Here is a 16,489-nt window from a genome sequence, read left to right as displayed (position 1 = left end):
AATAAGCGCCAGCTCTTTGGACGCGAGTTTCGTTTTTGGAGTGAAGCCGAACAGGGATGACCCCAACGCTAAGTCCCAAGAAGCTGAAGTGTTTTCTCCTTTTTCCTCCCACCACACCAGCGCTCCGTCGGGGGTCTTTTCCCTCCCCAGTATGGCGAGTTTGTTTCCGACTCATCCTCTACATTTCCTCTCCACCCACGCTCAGGCTAAAATAAGAACAGGAAAGACAGAGGTGATTATCATGGAACCGTTTATCAAAAGTCACGAATATAACTTTATCAAGGCGCAAACACAGGCCCTGATCAATGGTTATGCAAACAGTAGTGATCGTTCCGTACTCAATGCGCTAAAAGATATGGCAAAAGAAAAAGTGTTCCAGCTATTTCCGGAACTGACCGAGGAGCAACAGAAGCTTCTGAGCCCCATTCATCACATTGAGGATCGAGCTGAGGCGAAAAAACTGCTTGCAGAGCTGTCTCCCTGCGTTATCCCGTTTAAAGGCGTGACGGAGCAAACCCTGAAGAAGCTATTTCCGAAAGTGAAAAAGCTGAAGGTGCCAAAAGCTGACGACATCGATTGGAAGGAGCTTTCTTACCTGGGCTGGTTTGATGAAGGCTCCTCCAGAAAGTACATCGTCACTCATCTGGATAACAAGCTGATCGGCCTGCACGGGACCTTTTCAAGCATCAACAAAAAAGGAGTTTGTGCGATTTGTAACAGCTTTGCCGATTTGGGTATGTTTATTGCGGATATAAAAGCGTCCGGTGATGGTACCTATTTGAAAAAAGGCAACTACATTTGCGAGGATAGCCACCAGTGCAATCGAAATATCACAGAGCTTGGCAGGTTGCACGATTTTGCCCACACCATGCAGCTCCAAAAGTAGGTGGGAAGCCGTGGTTGTCACTCTGCTGGAAGAAGCTTGCAGCAAGTCCTCTATGCAAAAACGGCGTACGAACTGACCACAGTTCTGTTACGCCGTTTTTTTATGATTCTGCCGTTTTACACTTCACGTATGAGCGTCGTATAAAAATGGCAGGCCTCTACAATTTGTTTCACTTCGCAGCTCTCATTGGTCATATGCGCCAGCTTGTAATCGCCAGGACCAAATCCGATAGTCGGGATGCCCATGCTGACAGGCGTTACGGCATTTGTTCCAAAGTCCCAAAAATCATACTCCTGCGGCTCACTGCCAAAGGTCTGGACAAAAGCTGCATTGCACGCTTGGGTCAGCTCATGCTTCTCATCGATTTTCCAGGGCAAATGAAAAGGATCGTACGTGATCTCGACACCCGTCCAGCTTTTACGGCGCAGTGTCCCGATTTCCCAAGCTGCTTCCTTGCCTTGAATAATTCTGTCCATTTCGCTTTTGATCGTCTCCTCGGTTTCTCCCAGTACCAAGCGCCGGTCCAAATACACCTCACATTCCGACGGAACTGCGTTCAGCGAAGCACTGACACTGGATATTCGAGACATCACCAGCGTGCCTCTTGGACCTTCTCTTTTCATCAGCTCCGTATTCGTCTGTTCTACTCGCTGAATGATTTCAGCCATTTCATAGATCGCGTTTTTGCCTTTTTCCGGAGCGGAGCCATGAGCAGAGACACCTTTTGTCTTGATGACAATTTGCGCCTTGCCTTTATGCCCGAGCGTAATCTTGTTATTGGACGGCTCACAAATCACCATGTAGTCGGGCCTGATCTCGCGCTCTCTGAATAAATGCCTCAAATTTTCGCCATCGCAATACTCTTCATCGACCGTGCATGAAACATAAATCGTTTTCCCTTCACAAAAGCCTGCTTGTCTTGCTAGGGCGGCCGCATAAATGGATGCAGCGATCGACGATTTCATGTCAACGGAGCCTCTGCCGTAAAGTCTTCCCCCTACAATCTCTGCGCTAAAGGGCGGCACCTCCCATGCTTCCGGGTCATTTACCTCTACTGTATCCATATGGGAGTCGAACATGATCACCTTTTCGCCGTTTCCGATTCGCCCAACAACATTTCCAATTGCGTCAATAAACACTTCATCAAACCCGAGCTCAAGCATTTTTTGCTCAATGCACGCAGCAATTTCTCGTTCAAGGCCGGAGTAGCTCTGAATTCTAATCAACTCTTGGGTAAAGGAGATCAGTTCATTTTCCGTTTCTTTCAAAATCACATTCAGGCTATTTAGCTGTTCCATCGCTTCTCACTCCTTTTCTATGTGTACGCTGGGTAGTGTCCTTCCCATACGATCTTTTGATATTGCTGCGGGTCTGTGTCTCCCTCCGTACTGATCAACAGTATGCGAGAGCTCGTATCCAGTGAAAGCTCGCAGCATAGCATGGGATCAGCCGATCGCTTGCGTAAATAGTAGAGCAGGCCCAAGGTTACTGCACCTGATTCTCCTGATATTACGCGGGGGTCGCTCCCCAGTGGATTGCCATACACTCTCATGCCGAGTGCAGAGATGGAATCGGGGCATGAAAAAGCTCCAGTCGCACACCCACTCAGAAGGCGAAACGCTCTCGTGTTTGGTTCCCCACATGCAAGTCCTGCCATAATCGTATTCATTTCTCCGCTAACTACTTCCCGTCCTCCGTCCTCAGTAGCGAATGACCGATAATAGCAGTCTGCCTGATCCGGCTCTGCGATGAGTATGACAGGAGGATTGTCACGATATGCATATACAAGATACCCTGCAATTGCGGCTGCGAAGGAACCGACTCCCGCCTGAAGAAAAGCATGCGTCGGCGGATTCCCACCGCTCACCAGCAATTGCTCCTCGATCTCTTTGGCCATCGATGCATATCCTTGCATAATCCACAGCGGGATTTCGTCATAGCCCTCCCATGCTGTATCCTGTACCATGACCCAGCCGTTCTTTTCCGCGAGGTCCGCACACATTCTGACGGTTTCATCGTAATTGAACTCGGTAATATCTGCATCAGCGCCCTCTTTTTGAATCGCCATCAGACGCTGCCTGGACGAGCCTTTGGGCATATAGATTACGGACCTTTGCCCGAGCTCTCTGGCTGCCCAGGCAATCCCGCGCCCATGATTTCCATCAGTGGCGGAAATGAACGTGATTTCGCCAAGCCTGTCTTTTACACGGGGAGATTGCAAGGCTTCAAACGACAAGTCTTCCACCCTCTCTCCCAGCTGCTGTGCCACATACTTGCCGATAGCGTAGATACCACCCATGACTTTGAATGCATTTAGCCCGAATCGATACGATTCGTCCTTTACCCGGATATCTGCTACCTGTAAATGCTCTGCTAAATGCTTCAACTGATGCAGCGGCGTTTTGGTATACGCGCTGTGTGATTGCTGAAAGGCATGGACACCTTGTATTTCGCTTTTGGCAAAGATCGATAGCTCCTCTTCGTTATATCCGATGGAGTGGAACTTGTTTTTCGCCCATTTCACCTCGCCAACGACTTGCGATTGCATGGTCATTCCTCCTTTGCTGTGCACCCTCGTCTCCCTTTTTTGTTTTGCACAAACCATGCCAGAGTCGCTTCATGCGAGGAAAAGACAAGCTCCACTTCTGTTGACGTATGTTTAGGTGTTGCGATCTGTTGTCCCTTCATCGTTTAGCTCACGTCTAGAAAATAAAAAAACAGCCATCCAGGTATCAAAATGATACCCAGTGACTGAATTACGATCCTGAAACCTGGAAATCGCAAGCTATGCGAAGAAAAGTCTCAAATTGACACGAATATCATTTTGAGACTTTTATCAATATTTTCGGACTACCAGCTTTCGCCTCTGCTACCAGCTGTTTATTCTAGCTTCCCTGGCAGCACCGTCCTATAATAATCTTTGTGTGACATTCTAATTCTTTAGACAACCTGAGCGTAGTGCCGAAGGTTGTCCTTTTTTATACATAAAATTCCGTATACGAGCAAGCGCCGCTTTATTTGGCCCACATGTTCTCCGGGTTCAACTCGTAGATCCCATTTTCTCGATACATGTAATGATTCATGATGAACTCCCGCCTGATCGTCGCGTAATCATCATGGAATTGCCTGATGTATTCGTTGATCTCTTTTTCAGCGTACTTCCGCCCTTTTTCCAATCCGCGTACCATGTGTTCGAAAACAATCAGCTTTTTCTTGCGCTGAGCCGGAATTTGCTTCAGCTTGCCCTCTGGCGTAATAAAGCTGCGAATGACCTGCATTTTTTCAAGTGCCATTTGTGTTTTCTTCTCCTCCACATCTGTACTGTCTACAAGCAAATCATCGTCAGCGTTCTCTTTCGCCTTTTCCAGTACATGCAGGATGGCCCCAGATTGCCCCTTCATGTTGGCTTCGTGCAAATAAAAGTAAATGGTGTTTTTATCGCGCCGTTCATAAACAACACCTGCTTCGCGCAGCTTAGCCATGTGATGGGTAATCGTTGGAGGTGTCACTCCAAGCTTGCCAGCCAGCGCCTGTCCGTGTAATGGCCCGTTTGCCAAAATAGCCAGAATGCGCACGCGTGTCGGATCACCCAACGCTTTATAAAAAGTAACGAGTTGATCTAATTGCAAGGCTGTTTCCTCCATTTCCACGAACAAACTAATTAGATACCTTTCTAATAAGATCGTATCCGAACAGGATCGTCATGTCAATGCCGCTATCCTCTGTTGTGCTCACGCCAAAATAAAAAGGCCAGCCAGCGAAGTACTCTTCCTTTCGCTGAATGACCTTTGCTCTTTTTTTGAAACTATCGCTCAATAATTTGTGCCGTAACCATTGCCTGCCCAACCAGCTGCTCGCCATGGTACACAGAAACTTCTACTTTTCCAAAGCGACGGCTGATGTCAAGCAAACGCGGCTGCACCTCGATATGGCTCTCCATCTGAACTGGCTTCAGGAAATAGACCATAATATTTTCTGGCATCATATCGCCCCTTTTATGCAGACGCAAAAGATTACAGGCTGCCTCAACCATAACGGTCGTCATGATTCCACTCGCAATCGTACCGAGATGATTGGTCATCTGCGGACTTACATCTCCTAAATACACAACCTCATCGGCTTGCCGCTCTTCGCGGAAATGAGACATGATCAGGTTCGGGAAGGTTTCGCTCATTTGCGGCTGCTTCGCCGTAAATTGCAGCGCTTTTAATACATCGTTGCGGCTCAGAACACCGACCAGCTTGCGATGATTATCAACGACGGGCAATAATTCAATTCCTTCCCATACCATCGTGTGCGCAGAGGATGCTACGGAGACACGCGGTGAAGTCGTAATCGGATTTTTCGTCATCACTTTATCAATCGTCGCTGTTTCCTCATGACCGATGATGTCCTTGGAGGTGACAATCCCGATCAGGCGCATCTGTTCGTCAACAACAGGAAATCTCGTATCTTGATACAGCTCTGTATATTGATGCCACTTGGCAACGGAGTCGGAGGTTAACAGCACGGGTGTTTCAGCCAATGGCTTCAATACGTCTTCTACCATGACAATTTCTTTTTTAATCAAGCGGTCGTATATCGCTCTGTTGATCATGGAAGCGACCGTAAAGGAGTCATAGCTCGATGAAATAATCGGGAGCGCGAGTCGATCTGCCAGCTGCTTGATCTCTTCGCTCGTATCAAAGCCTCCCGTAATAAGTACAGCTGCTCCCTGCTGCAAGGCAATCTTGTGGGCCTGATAACGGTTCCCTACAATCAACAGACTGCCTGCATCGATATAGCGCATCATCGCTTCCAGCTGCATCGCGCCTATGACAAATTTATTTAATGTCTTGTGCAGTCCTTCCCGTCCGCCCAATACATGACCGTCGACGATATTGACGACCTCCGCGAACGTAAGCCGCTCTATATTTTCTTTCTGCTTCTTCTCGATCCTCACTGTTCCGACACGTTCGATCGTACTGACGTATCCTTGTGTTTCCGCTTCCTTGATCGCACGGTATGCCGTACCCTCACTTACATCCAGGTCTTTGGCGATCTGCCGCACGGAAATCTTCGAACCGATCGGAAGGCGATCAATATGTTGCAAGATTTGTTCATGCTTGGTTGCCATCTTGCCCTTCCCCCTTCCACTTGTTTCAGCCGTTCCTTATACTCCCGCTCCTTCGATCAATATACCCGAAGGCGAGACAAAAAAAAAGGGTAGCTTTTTCAAGCTACCTAATCAGAAAGTATATCATTAAGGGGGTTTTCATCGTGCTTTTATCTTACCCCTGGAATATTACAGGAATATTACAGACGGTTTACAGTTTCTTTTCAGTTTTACTAACTTAACCAGCCTGCCAGCAAGCCTTGTACAAGCCCGATAATCCCGCCAAGAACAAAGCCTAGGAAGGTAATCATCCGAAACTCTTTTCCTGAAATGCCTACCACCATTTCTTCTATTCTTTCAATTGGAAATCCTTCTACTTGTTTTGTAACAATATCGCGTACTGCGAGACGTTGAAAGATGCGTTCCACATTTTTCTGTAGCGTATCTACCATCCAGCTCGCTACCCGCGGGATCAACTGGGTGGTCACACTCTCCTTGAACGGTGCAGTCAGACTAGACATCGGCTTGTCCACGATTTGGATGCTTTTTTCTTCGAACTTGGCAAAAATCGCGTTCGCCCATTCGTTGACCTGTTCACGCCCAAGCCAAGCAACAACATCGCCTACGTTTTTATCAAGCAGCTTGTCCGCCTCCGCCTGCAAAAACTGATGGATTCGCTCCGCGAGCTCCGGCCGCTGGAGAATCTCGTCCAAGTGAGGAAGCAGCTTGCCCAAAATTTTGTCATCACCAAGGAACATGCCGACGAGACCGCCAAACATTCCCCCGCCTCCGCCTAGCATGCCTCGAACCATATTTTGCAAAGTCTGATGTCCCTCAGGGGAATGCAGGTACTCGCGAAAACGAGTCAAAAGCAGCTGGCTCACGGTACCGATTGTATCCTCAAGACGTTTTTCCCCATTTTCCGGGAGCAGCTCTCGCAATGTCTTTTGTTCATATTGATAGAGTGTGTGGTCGATAAAGGCTTGCCAATGCAGCTGGACAGGAGTACGAATACGATCGCTCCAGCCTCCCGCTTCATTAAAGGAATCAGGCATTGTCTTTTGCAACACCTCGCGAAGTGTCCGCTCGTCCGACATCCAATCATCCGCGACATTCCTCATCCAGCCCGCCAGCGTATTTTCCAGTCCGCTCTGGGCAAGAGAACGCCTGATACCTTCCGTCGTCAACAAATGCTCTTCCACTAATCTGCCCATTTGTATCGCGATGTCGTCGCGCCTGCGAGGGATCAATCCCGGCGTAAAAGGAACGCGCCATCTCCCGATGTACCAAGGCTTGAGCGGTCGGAAAAGCATCCGAATCGCCAGCTCATTGGTCACTCCTCCAATCACGGAGCCTACTCCAATGTTCAATAAAATTACCCATAAGTTCATAAATACTAACAACCTCTCTTCTGTGCATGGCACCAATCCATTTGGCTACTCATACCATAGACTAACTTCATGCCTGATGGGAAGGGGATAATCATGTCTGACGTTCCAACCATCGTTGTTGCATACGAGCCAAAGTCTGAAGTAGACCTTTACCTGCCCCAAGCGCAAATGCGCAAATGGAAACTTCAGTCCTCGACCCTCGACGTCCAATTTGGAAGCAAAACAGTTTGCGCCCGCGTTGGCAGCATGGAACGAAATGGTAGTACCCTGATTCGTCCATCTTTGGCCCAATCTCTTCATCTGCCCACGGGATCTCCGCTGCTTATACGCTACCTCCCGGACCAGCAGAAGCTAGTTTTCGGTCCCTATGTAGGAATTCTAGTATCTACCTACAATGCCCAATATCCACAATCTCCCTTCGGCCCTTTATCTGCGTTTTTCAACGAAGTGGCTGACATCAATCGAAAACGCGGTGGGATTGTCTGTGCTTTCCGGCTACAGGATGTCAATTGGGATGCCGGAATTGTTCGCGGTCTGGTGCGAAGAGGCGGAGTATGGAGACAAAAGGTACTTCCTCTCCCCCAATGCATATACAACCGGCTCGTTTCCCGTCAGCGGGAACGAAGCGAGCAAATGACCGCTTGGGTACAAAGATGCAAAGACGCAAACATCCCATTTTTTAACGAGCGTTTCCTGAACAAATGGCACGTGCATGCTGCACTTGAGCAGCAAGAGGCGGCAGCCCTACATCTCCCCAGTATGGTTCGCTACCAAAGTCAGGAAGATTTACGTCAGATGCTCTCCACGTATCGAACGATTTATGCAAAACCAGCAAATGGCAGCATGGGAAAAGGAATTTTCCGGCTGCGCAGAACCCAAGTGGGTTACTCTCTCGCAAGGCCAGGGGGGATGAATCAGTCCTTTTCCAGCCTGCAAGGCTTGCATCATTTCCTATCAAAACGGACAAAAGGCAAACCTTACTTGTTGCAGCAAGGTTTACCGTTAATCGGCATCAGCGGACGTCCAACTGATTTTCGCGTTTTGGTACAAAAAAACCGCGCGGGAGAATGGTCCGTCACCTCAATGGTAGCCCGTCTCGGACAAAATCGGATCGTCTCGAATATTTCTCGCGGCGGCTCCATGCTCACACCACTCCATGCACTGCGCGTCTGTGGGCCATGGGCGACTTCAAACAAACCTTCTCCGCAGTTGCTGCGAGATGTGGCACTGAAGCTATCGATTCTTCTGGAAGAGGCGCTTCCTGGTCATTATGCCGAGTTTGGCGTCGACCTCGGAGTTGACGTACGCGGTCATGTCTGGCTCCTGGAAGTAAACAGCAAGCCTTCCAAAACGGCGAACACGATTCCACTGCCAGATGGGATGGAAGAACCACCCAGACGCGCACGCCCATCCGTTGTTCGCATGCTTGAATATGCATCATATGTGAGCGGTTTTCCTCGTGCCTCCAAAGCAAAATCTGGCATCAAGAGAAAAACAACCGGCAAGAATTACAGGCGAAGGTGACCTACATGACAGCAAATCAGCGAAGCTTGGGCATCATGACTCGATGCCAAGGCTCCCATTTTGTAGACAAAGGATATTACAGAAAGCTGACGCAGTACGGACGCAAGCACGGCATCCGCGTCTTTGTGTTTTCTCCGCGTCAGGTTGACTTTTCTTCGCGAAAGGTCAACGGCTTTGAATTCCGCAATGGCGCGTGGCAATCCAATGTTTTTCCTATACCTGCCTTGATCTACGACCGCTGTTTTGTCGGCCCATCTTACCGCCACTATAAACCATTTGTGGAGAAGTTGCAAAACGATCGCAACATTACGTTTTTGGGGCACGGCCTGTCCGGCAAATGGCAGGTGCATCAGATGCTTGTAAAGTCAGCAGTGCTCGCCCCTCATTTGCCTCCGACGGATCTCCTCACACTACCTGCCTTGGATGGCACGCTGAATAAATACGGGGCAGCCATCATTAAGCCCATGGCAGGCACACATGGGATTGGTGTTGTGCGCATTAAAGAAGCCCGCGGAGGTTATGAAGTATCCGGCCGCAATCGCGAGAATCAGCCTTTTCGCAGGCTTATTCGTGAAAAAAAGAAGCTCAAAGCATTCGTCGCTTCCTTTACCGCTGGGCGAAAATTTTTAGTGCAGCCGTATCTGGAGCTGCACACCTCGGACGGCACCCCTTTTGATGTACGTGTATTGGTTCAAAAAAATGGCCAGGGCAATTGGGAGACAACGGGGAGAGCGGTACGGCTTGGGGACAAACAAAGTATTACCTCCAATCTGCACGGAGGTGGCAAAGCCGTGCCTCTTGCTTCATTTCTAAGCAAACACTTTCCCTCAGCAATCGTTACCCGAATCGATCACGTCATCCACAAACTAACCGACGAGCTTCCTCGCTTTCTGGAGCAGTCACATGGAAGATTGGTCGAGCTGGGCATCGATGTCGGGATTGATACGAAAGGAAACGTCTGGATTATTGAAGTCAATAGCCGGCCGGGCCGTACTGTCTTTCGTATGATCGACGACCCGACTGCACAGCTTCATTCCATTACCCAGCCTGTTCGATATGCTAACTATCTCATGAAAGAGCGTGTAGGAGGTTACTAAGCATGGAAACGACTAGAGTGCGGCTCCGTTTTCTTTCACACCCCAGCATATGTGGGATCATCCTGCCGAACAATCTCTTCCAAAAGCTGCAGCTTCGACATCGGCAAAAAATAACGATCATGCTGGGAAAAAAAGAAGTCGTCGCAACCGTACTACAAGATAAACGAAGCCCTGAAAGCAATGTCGTCAAAATGACCACGCTGCTTCAAAATGAATTGAGCATCCCGCACGGTGGACTGCTCAACCTCAAGCAGGAGGGAAATTCGCTGCGCATCGGTCCCGCAATCGGAATCGTCACTACAGGAATACGCAGAGATCCCAAGCAGCCAATCGGCCCGCGCACCTCATTTTTCCACAAGCTGCTCCAGGCCCAGGAAGGAAAAGGAGTTTTTTACTACATCTTCTCTCCTCACGATGTGGACTGGAAAAACAACCAGGTAAGCGCCTGGTTTTTACGAAAAGGCAAGAATGGCGGCTATCTTTGGAAAAAGATGCTAACCGCCATGCCAGATGTTATTTACGACCGAATTCCATCGCGCTCTGCTGAAAAGCATGAAGCTGTACAGGAGTTTAAATACAAGCTGGCCAGCTACCCTGATACCCCGATGTTTAACCAGGGCTTCTTTAACAAATGGGGTGTTCATCAGCTGCTCTATCCAAACCCTGAAGTGAATGAGCATATTCCTGAAACGTATACATCTCCTTCCCTCGTGACAGTCCGCAACCTGCTACGTAAATATCCGATTGTGTATTTGAAGCCGAAAAACGGCAGTCTGGGCTATGGGATCGTCAAAGTCGTGAAGCAAAACAGTGGAGGCTACGACGCCTCTTACCACAATGGCAGCGGGAATGTAAAACGGCATTTCGCCAAGCTGTCCAGCCTGTATCAGCATGTATTCCGCAGTCGACGCGTAAGCGCTTATTTGGCACAGCAAGGGATTCCTTTGATGACCTTCCACGGACGCCCGTTTGATTTCCGTGTTCATCTTCATAAAAACCAGCAAAATGAGTGGGTCGTCTCCTGCACTGCCGCAAAGGTAGCCGGCTCAGGCAGTGTCACGACACATGTTCGCACCGGTGGTACAGTCATCCCTGGTGATGAGCTGCTCAACCATCTGTTTGGCAAGCAAAAAGCGATGATGACAGAGCGCGTCTCAGAAGCCTCCATAAGACTCGCTACAGCGATTGAGCTGGCTAAAGGTGTTGACCTCGGAGAACTGGGACTGGATATGGGGATCGATACGCATGGTCACGTCTGGATGTTTGAGGCAAACTCCAAACCGGGACGCTCGATCTTCAAGCATGCACGGCTAAAGCAGGCCGACCAGGAATCCCGTAAGCTGTTAGTCGATTACAGCTGCTATCTTGCCAACTTCTAAGGCCGAAACGCGACATGAAGAGCACCGTTTTTCAGGAAGGAGGAACACCCATGCTAAAGCAGCGTTCCGGGTGGCTGACGATCCTCCCTAGCGGCAAATGGTTCATTCAGCTACCACGGCAAACTCTGGCGAAACGCATTCCAAAACCTCTGGTTGCCAGTCTTGGTCCGTTCTCTCATCAGAAACGGCTGCATGCGGGTCTGCCCAGTCAGCAACCCGGCCGCATACGCACACGGATTAATTGGAAGATGGCGAACAACTCCCTGAGGCTTGGTCCATTAATCGGAATTCTGACGGTAGGCGACAGAGCAGCATTTTTGGGAAATCGCGAAAATTTCAAGGATATCTCACAGTCAGGAACAAAATGGGGAGCGCTCGTGTACGTCTTTACCCCGCAAGGCATCAACTGGGAAAAAAAGAAGGTTCGCGGCTATTTGTACAACACGCGGCAAAATCTGTGGCAGGAAGCGATACTGCCGTTCCCGCATGTGGTGTACAATCGCATCCCTACCCGAAAAGCAGAGCAGCGACCAGAAGTGCGCAAAGCGCTTGCCAAGATGGCGGAAATGCCGAATGTAACCTTGTTCAACAGCTGCTTTTTTGATAAACAGGAGCTCTTTGCGATGCTAGAGAACAGCACAACGGTCAAAGAGTTTCTGCCTGACACGCAAAAATTGGATACCTTGCCGCGATTTCGCAGCTTCTGTACAGAGCACCAATTTGTCTATTTGAAGCCAGTTCGCGGGAAGGCTGGAGAAGGAATCATGCGCATTGAATATAAAAATGATGCCTGGCGCCTCCAGCGATTGAAGGAACAAAAAGCGGTCACCCGTCGCTTTGCAAACCTCGATCAAGTCTGGAAGCATGTCAAAAGCCATGTACGTCAGCAAAAGTACATCATGCAACAAGGAATAAAGCGGGCGCACTATCGTGGAAAGCCTTTTGATGTCCGCGTCCTCATACAGAAAAACGGTGATGGCGAATGGGGCGTGACCGGTGTCGGCATCAGGCGGGCCGGCTCTCAAAGCATTACTACGCATGTACCTCGTGGCGGTTCGATCCATTCCTTATCTGCCGTTCTGCACGCCGTCTTCAAATCCGATCCGGAAAAAATGGAATCGATGATTCATCAAACCGCCCTGTCCATCGCGCAAGCCTTAAATCATGAAATTGAGAATTTGGCGGAAATGTCTATGGATTTGGGGCTGACCGATGATGGAAAGCTCTGGTTTTTTGAAGCCAACGCAAAGCCTGAAAAATTCGACGAACCCTCAATTCGCCGCTTATCCTTATCCAATCTGATCCACTATGCACAGTACGTATCTCGCCTGCAAAACGGGCGAGGGGTTCAAGCGGGGTAAGTGAAAATGAAGCTGAAATACGTGATCCTGCCACCGCAAGTGTTAGCGGAATCCCAGGCCACGCTGGTCCGATTTGCCCGTCAAGAGGGGGATCGGCGAATAACAAAGCACGCTATTGAATGGTTAACTCGCCTTAGCCCCAAAATGCTTTCCAAAAATGATACCAGTGTGGCTCTCGCCATGAACGGAAAGCGGGTAGTCGGTTTGTTTGCCGTTTCCAGATGCGGTCTCGGGCATTCTTTTCTCGTGGTCGATAAACGTTATCGAAATCGGGGGATTGGCAAAGCCTTGACTGCTCATGTTTGCCAAAGCCTACCGAAGCTATATGTTCGTGTAGCCCTCGACAACGAGGCGAGCCTCACTTTGTTTCGAGGGATGGGATTTGAGCCAGTCAAAGCAAGCATCGGTCCGACGGGCAAACCCACCTTGTGGCTCGCTTACGGTCTTTGGAACCCAAATGATTTACAGGAACATGCCGGATAGAGAACCGGCATGTTCTTTTCTGTAAATAATAGTCATGACCGTTTTGTTTTCTTTTAAATTTGAATTCTCTTGATTCGTCCATCCATGCATTACCTGACCTTCCTTGGAAATCATACAAGTCAGGAGGTGGTCTTTCTCATGACCTACAACAATAACAACATCATGCAATCCCAACAACCACATATTTCAGGAGCAATGGGCGCAGGCGCCATGTTCCAACCAGGCTATGCGGGTACAAACGTACATGAAGTGCAGCATTGGAATCACGGTGGACACCCTCAGTCTATAGGAACTCCTGCTCCTACATATGGCATGTCCTACGGTGGTGGTATGGGCGGTGCACAGTCCATTTTCTCTCCTGGCTTTGCAGGAACAAATACGCAAGAAGTGCGTCATCTAAACGCTGGTTATTCCGCACAACAGCAGCAACACGGCGGCTATGGCCAAAATCAGGCTCTGGGCTACATGCAAAACCAAACCAGTTATATGCAAGCACAGCCGTCCTATCAGCAGACCAGCTACGGAGCACAAGCAGGCTCTGTCTTCTCCCCTGGCTTCGCCGGCACCAATGTGCACGAAGTACAAGCTCGTAACAACAGCGGTTACACAAACTACACTGGACAAACCGGTTACACAAACCAAGTTGGAAACACAGCTGGCGGAGGCATCTTCTCTCCTGGATTCGCTGGAACCAATGTTCAGGAGGTGCGCCATTTGAACCAAGGCGGCTATGCACCTACCTCTATCATGAGCAGCGGGTATCAGGGACAAGCTCAGCAGCAGCAATACCAAAACCAGCTCGGCATGGGAGCACAGTCTATGTACTCCCCTAATTTCGCCGGTACCAACGTTCAGGAAGTTCGCCAGTTAAATGCTCCAGGCCAAATGGGGCAACAAACAACAGGCTCCATCTTCCCGGGAACCTTCTAGGTTTTTGATTAACAAAAAGCGTGACCGTCTTATTCATGACGGTCACGCTTTTCACTTGAGCGGGGGCTCATTTTTTGCCGTTTGAATTGCTTGGAACAGCTGATGCAGACTATTTAAGCTTGCTTGATCTACCGTAAAAGAAATCCCGTCAAACCAGTACGCATCCTGCTCCACACATGACCAGGCGACCTCACCGTCAACAGCTTGCTGATTCACGCAGGCTTCGGTCTGATCCAGCTGCTCTCGAACTGCTACATGCCGTTCCAGAATTGACTGAAATTTGGCGAGCACGACCGCTTGAGCGGCGTCCTGCTTTGCCAGCCGATATAGCGCCAGCTCGATTTGCAGCCAGCAGGTTACATAAAAATGAAACTCTAAAAAGAGTGTGTGCAGCGCCTGTCGCAGCTCGGAATCATCCTTGGTTGTCAGGCTACGCTCCCGTGCTGCAACAACATCACTCTTTTTCTCTTGGATCAAATCGTAATGGCTGACTGCACCCCTGTAAAACTTGCGAATGACGTTGTACAACATTTCTGGCGAGCGTGGAGGAAGTCCACTATGGCGGTTTGACACATCTCGCATGACTCGTTCGCCTCATTTCCTGCACTCGTTTTTTCTATTGTACAACAGCTTAGCAAGGCATGGATTTGCCAGCAGCCACTACTCTTTGCTATCTTTCCAATATTCATAGGCATGAATCGCTTGTCCTGTATACGAGGAGTAACGCTCCAGTGCTTGTTCCACCAATCGGAGCTGGCGATTCATTTCACTTCGCCCTTCTTCAAAAAAAGTAACAAAATCCCCTTCATGGCTCTCCTTGGTTTCAACTGCAACTACCAGCTTTTTATTGATGGTTTGGGCAAACTTCATCTGATTCTCAACCAACCCGATGATTCCCGCAGCATGGTCCCTGAACGCCATGAGTGTCGTATGATCCAGTTGCTCAATCATCCAATGTGAAAACGGCTTGTCTTCCTGTCCGGGAGTAGGTGTCTTGTCCAGCCAAGCAGCCAGATCGACACTCGTCTCCAGGTTCGTTCCATCCTTCGTCGCTTCCACAAACACCTCGATATTTCCCATCCACTGACGCAGTACTGCTTCCTTGTCTTCACGCCAGACCGGCATCACATAAGGTTCGATGTCCAGATGCACGCCACGGAATTGCTCAGATGGAGAAACCTGTTGATTATAGGCTTTCACCCAGTTTACCAGCTTCAGGATTTTCCCCCTGCTCTCGGTCAATGCCCAGATCGGATGCCCGCCCATCGCATGTACTTCGATTCCGGCTGCCTTTGCTTCCTTTACAAACTCTCGGTACATCGTGATTGGCTGTTCCATGTCGATTCGAACATAAAGCAGATTTACATCATTTTCTTTGGCGAACGAGAGAATCTCATCCTTTTCCGAACGGATCGTTTCTGCCCGCCATATGTATGTGCCCATGTAACGATCGCTTGGTACATCTGGCATGCTCGCTGCTGCCTCCCTCCAATACCGGTAATCATGAATCGCTACGCCGTTATAAGAAGGATGCTGCTCCAGATGCTCGGGTAAAAGCGACAGCACGCGGTTCATTTCTACGACGCCTTCTTCCGCAAAGGAAACATGGTCATTCACATCTTTTTTCATGTTTACCGCGACGAGCACTCTTTTTCCCAGCTCATCTGCCTGATGCATCTCCTGCTCGATCAAGGCCAAGATACCGTTGGAGCCTTCAAGCTTATCACGATAGGCCATGATACAAATCGTATCAAATTGATCAATCATCCATTTGGATAAGGGCATGTCAGGATCGTCAGGCGTAGGAATGTCGTCCAGCCAGAAGGCAAGAGCCACACTTGACGTCAGCCCCGTCTCATCACGTACAGCTTCCGTAAATACTTCAACATTGGCTTGCCATTCCCGGATGACACGCTCTCTTTCCGTTTCCCACTGTGGAAGCAAATACGGCTCGATGTCTAATTGAATCCCGCGAATTCGCTCGTCCTTCTCACTTTCCAGATTGTACTTTTTGACCCAGGCTACGATGTTCATCATCCGTTTCTGATTACTTTCAAAAGCCCATGCCGGATGTCCGGCAACCGCATGAACCTCGATTCCTTGGGCTGTCGCTTCACGGATGAACGAACGATAATAGTCGCTCGGCTTGTTCATATCAATCCGTAGGTAAATCAGATTGATTTCGTTTTGTTCGCAAAATTCAAGGACCTGCTGCTTGTCCTGTCCAATGATTTCAGACTGCCAGATCCACGTGGCTTTACTCTTCTTTTCCGCAGGGGAAAATCCGAAAAGAAAGCCGAGCGATAGGCAGAGGACACTTAAGTAGATGCGCGCGGCTTTCAT

At 49.2% G+C, this 16,489-nt stretch carries 14 protein-coding genes; 7 read left to right on the top strand and 7 right to left on the bottom strand.

Going from position 1 to position 16,489, the window contains the following annotated elements; genetic code table 11:
- Nucleotides 1–241 precede the first annotated feature (241 nt).
- Complete coding sequence (locus ADS79_RS05130; RefSeq protein ID WP_049738143.1) at nucleotides 242–886, top strand: FusB/FusC family EF-G-binding protein; 645 nt, start codon at nucleotides 242–244, stop codon at nucleotides 884–886.
- A gap of 116 nt (nucleotides 887–1,002) precedes the next feature.
- On the opposite strand, the gene ADS79_RS05125 is transcribed toward ADS79_RS05130, so the two are convergent.
- The 5 genes from ADS79_RS05125 to ADS79_RS05105 form a co-directional block, all read right to left on the bottom strand.
- Nucleotides 1,003–2,184, bottom strand: a complete 1,182-nt coding sequence (locus tag ADS79_RS05125; protein ID WP_049737343.1) for a YgeY family selenium metabolism-linked hydrolase — start codon at nucleotides 2,182–2,184, stop codon at nucleotides 1,003–1,005.
- Nucleotides 2,185–2,201: 17 nt separating this feature from the next.
- A complete protein-coding gene (dpaL, locus tag ADS79_RS05120) occupies nucleotides 2,202–3,434 on the bottom strand; it encodes a diaminopropionate ammonia-lyase (RefSeq protein ID WP_049737342.1) in 1,233 nt (410 codons plus the stop codon).
- 466 nt (nucleotides 3,435–3,900) lie between these two features.
- On the bottom strand, nucleotides 3,901–4,515 hold the full coding sequence (locus ADS79_RS05115) for a DUF2087 domain-containing protein (RefSeq protein WP_049737341.1): 615 nt from the start codon (nucleotides 4,513–4,515) through the stop codon (nucleotides 3,901–3,903).
- Nucleotides 4,516–4,691: 176 nt separating this feature from the next.
- Nucleotides 4,692–6,002, bottom strand: coding sequence for a DRTGG domain-containing protein (locus tag ADS79_RS05110; protein ID WP_049737340.1), 1,311 nt, complete (start codon nucleotides 6,000–6,002; stop codon nucleotides 4,692–4,694).
- Nucleotides 6,003–6,214: 212 nt separating this feature from the next.
- Nucleotides 6,215–7,372, bottom strand: coding sequence for a DUF445 domain-containing protein (locus tag ADS79_RS05105; protein ID WP_049737339.1), 1,158 nt, complete (start codon nucleotides 7,370–7,372; stop codon nucleotides 6,215–6,217).
- 93 nt (nucleotides 7,373–7,465) lie between these two features.
- Here ADS79_RS05105 and ADS79_RS05100 point away from each other — a divergent pair, with 93 nt between their 5' ends.
- The 6 genes from ADS79_RS05100 to ADS79_RS05075 all read left to right on the top strand — a co-directional run bounded on the left by ADS79_RS05100 (nucleotide 7,466) and on the right by ADS79_RS05075 (nucleotide 14,146).
- Entirely contained in the window at nucleotides 7,466–8,896 is a 1,431-nt protein-coding gene (locus ADS79_RS05100; RefSeq protein ID WP_049737338.1) for a YheC/YheD family endospore coat-associated protein, read from the top strand.
- A 5-nt stretch (nucleotides 8,897–8,901) separates the two neighbouring features.
- A complete protein-coding gene (locus ADS79_RS05095; RefSeq protein WP_049737337.1) occupies nucleotides 8,902–9,993 on the top strand; it encodes a YheC/YheD family endospore coat-associated protein in 1,092 nt (363 codons plus the stop codon).
- Between the two features lie 2 nt (nucleotides 9,994–9,995).
- The gene (locus ADS79_RS05090; protein WP_049737336.1) at nucleotides 9,996–11,372 is read left to right on the top strand and encodes a YheC/YheD family endospore coat-associated protein; all 1,377 of its coding nucleotides are present in this window, start codon (nucleotides 9,996–9,998) and stop codon (nucleotides 11,370–11,372) included.
- 50 nt (nucleotides 11,373–11,422) lie between these two features.
- The gene (locus ADS79_RS05085; protein ID WP_049737335.1) at nucleotides 11,423–12,733 is read left to right on the top strand and encodes a YheC/YheD family endospore coat-associated protein; all 1,311 of its coding nucleotides are present in this window, start codon (nucleotides 11,423–11,425) and stop codon (nucleotides 12,731–12,733) included.
- A 6-nt stretch (nucleotides 12,734–12,739) separates the two neighbouring features.
- Nucleotides 12,740–13,216 carry a GNAT family N-acetyltransferase gene (locus ADS79_RS05080; protein WP_236699886.1) on the top strand — a complete coding sequence of 159 codons (477 nt, stop codon included), beginning with the start codon at nucleotides 12,740–12,742 and terminating at the stop codon, nucleotides 13,214–13,216.
- Between the two features lie 138 nt (nucleotides 13,217–13,354).
- The gene (locus tag ADS79_RS05075; RefSeq protein ID WP_049737333.1) at nucleotides 13,355–14,146 is read left to right on the top strand and encodes a hypothetical protein; all 792 of its coding nucleotides are present in this window, start codon (nucleotides 13,355–13,357) and stop codon (nucleotides 14,144–14,146) included.
- Nucleotides 14,147–14,197: 51 nt separating this feature from the next.
- On the opposite strand, the gene ADS79_RS05070 is transcribed toward ADS79_RS05075, so the two are convergent.
- Both ADS79_RS05070 and ADS79_RS05065 read right to left on the bottom strand, forming a co-directional pair.
- The gene (locus ADS79_RS05070; protein ID WP_049737332.1) at nucleotides 14,198–14,728 is read right to left on the bottom strand and encodes a hypothetical protein; all 531 of its coding nucleotides are present in this window, start codon (nucleotides 14,726–14,728) and stop codon (nucleotides 14,198–14,200) included.
- A gap of 78 nt (nucleotides 14,729–14,806) precedes the next feature.
- Entirely contained in the window at nucleotides 14,807–16,489 is a 1,683-nt protein-coding gene (locus ADS79_RS05065; RefSeq protein WP_049737331.1) for a hypothetical protein, read from the bottom strand.

This window comes from Brevibacillus reuszeri, from assembly GCF_001187725.1.
In the GTDB taxonomy this organism is placed as follows: Bacteria; Bacillota; Bacilli; order Brevibacillales; family Brevibacillaceae; genus Brevibacillus; species Brevibacillus reuszeri.
This window is presented reverse-complemented; position numbering and strand designations above follow the sequence as displayed.

What these genes read in the sequence shown, in the direction of transcription:
- ADS79_RS05130 (WP_049738143.1), top strand. Translation starts at nt 242, where the DNA reads ATGGAACCGTTTATCAAAAGTCACGAATATAACTTTATCAAGGCGCAA.
- ADS79_RS05125 (WP_049737343.1), bottom strand. Translation starts at nt 2,184, where the DNA reads ATGGAACAGCTAAATAGCCTGAATGTGATTTTGAAAGAAACGGAAAAT.
- dpaL (WP_049737342.1), bottom strand. Translation starts at nt 3,434, where the DNA reads ATGCAATCGCAAGTCGTTGGCGAGGTGAAATGGGCGAAAAACAAGTTC.
- ADS79_RS05110 (WP_049737340.1), bottom strand. Translation starts at nt 6,002, where the DNA reads ATGGCAACCAAGCATGAACAAATCTTGCAACATATTGATCGCCTTCCG.
- ADS79_RS05105 (WP_049737339.1), bottom strand. Translation starts at nt 7,372, where the DNA reads ATGAACTTATGGGTAATTTTATTGAACATTGGAGTAGGCTCCGTGATT.
- ADS79_RS05100 (WP_049737338.1), top strand. Translation starts at nt 7,466, where the DNA reads ATGTCTGACGTTCCAACCATCGTTGTTGCATACGAGCCAAAGTCTGAA.
- ADS79_RS05095 (WP_049737337.1), top strand. Translation starts at nt 8,902, where the DNA reads ATGACAGCAAATCAGCGAAGCTTGGGCATCATGACTCGATGCCAAGGC.
- ADS79_RS05090 (WP_049737336.1), top strand. Translation starts at nt 9,996, where the DNA reads ATGGAAACGACTAGAGTGCGGCTCCGTTTTCTTTCACACCCCAGCATA.
- ADS79_RS05085 (WP_049737335.1), top strand. Translation starts at nt 11,423, where the DNA reads ATGCTAAAGCAGCGTTCCGGGTGGCTGACGATCCTCCCTAGCGGCAAA.
- ADS79_RS05080 (WP_236699886.1), top strand. Translation starts at nt 12,740, where the DNA reads ATGAAGCTGAAATACGTGATCCTGCCACCGCAAGTGTTAGCGGAATCC.
- ADS79_RS05075 (WP_049737333.1), top strand. Translation starts at nt 13,355, where the DNA reads ATGACCTACAACAATAACAACATCATGCAATCCCAACAACCACATATT.
- ADS79_RS05070 (WP_049737332.1), bottom strand. Translation starts at nt 14,728, where the DNA reads ATGCGAGATGTGTCAAACCGCCATAGTGGACTTCCTCCACGCTCGCCA.
- ADS79_RS05065 (WP_049737331.1), bottom strand. Translation starts at nt 16,489, where the DNA reads ATGAAAGCCGCGCGCATCTACTTAAGTGTCCTCTGCCTATCGCTCGGC.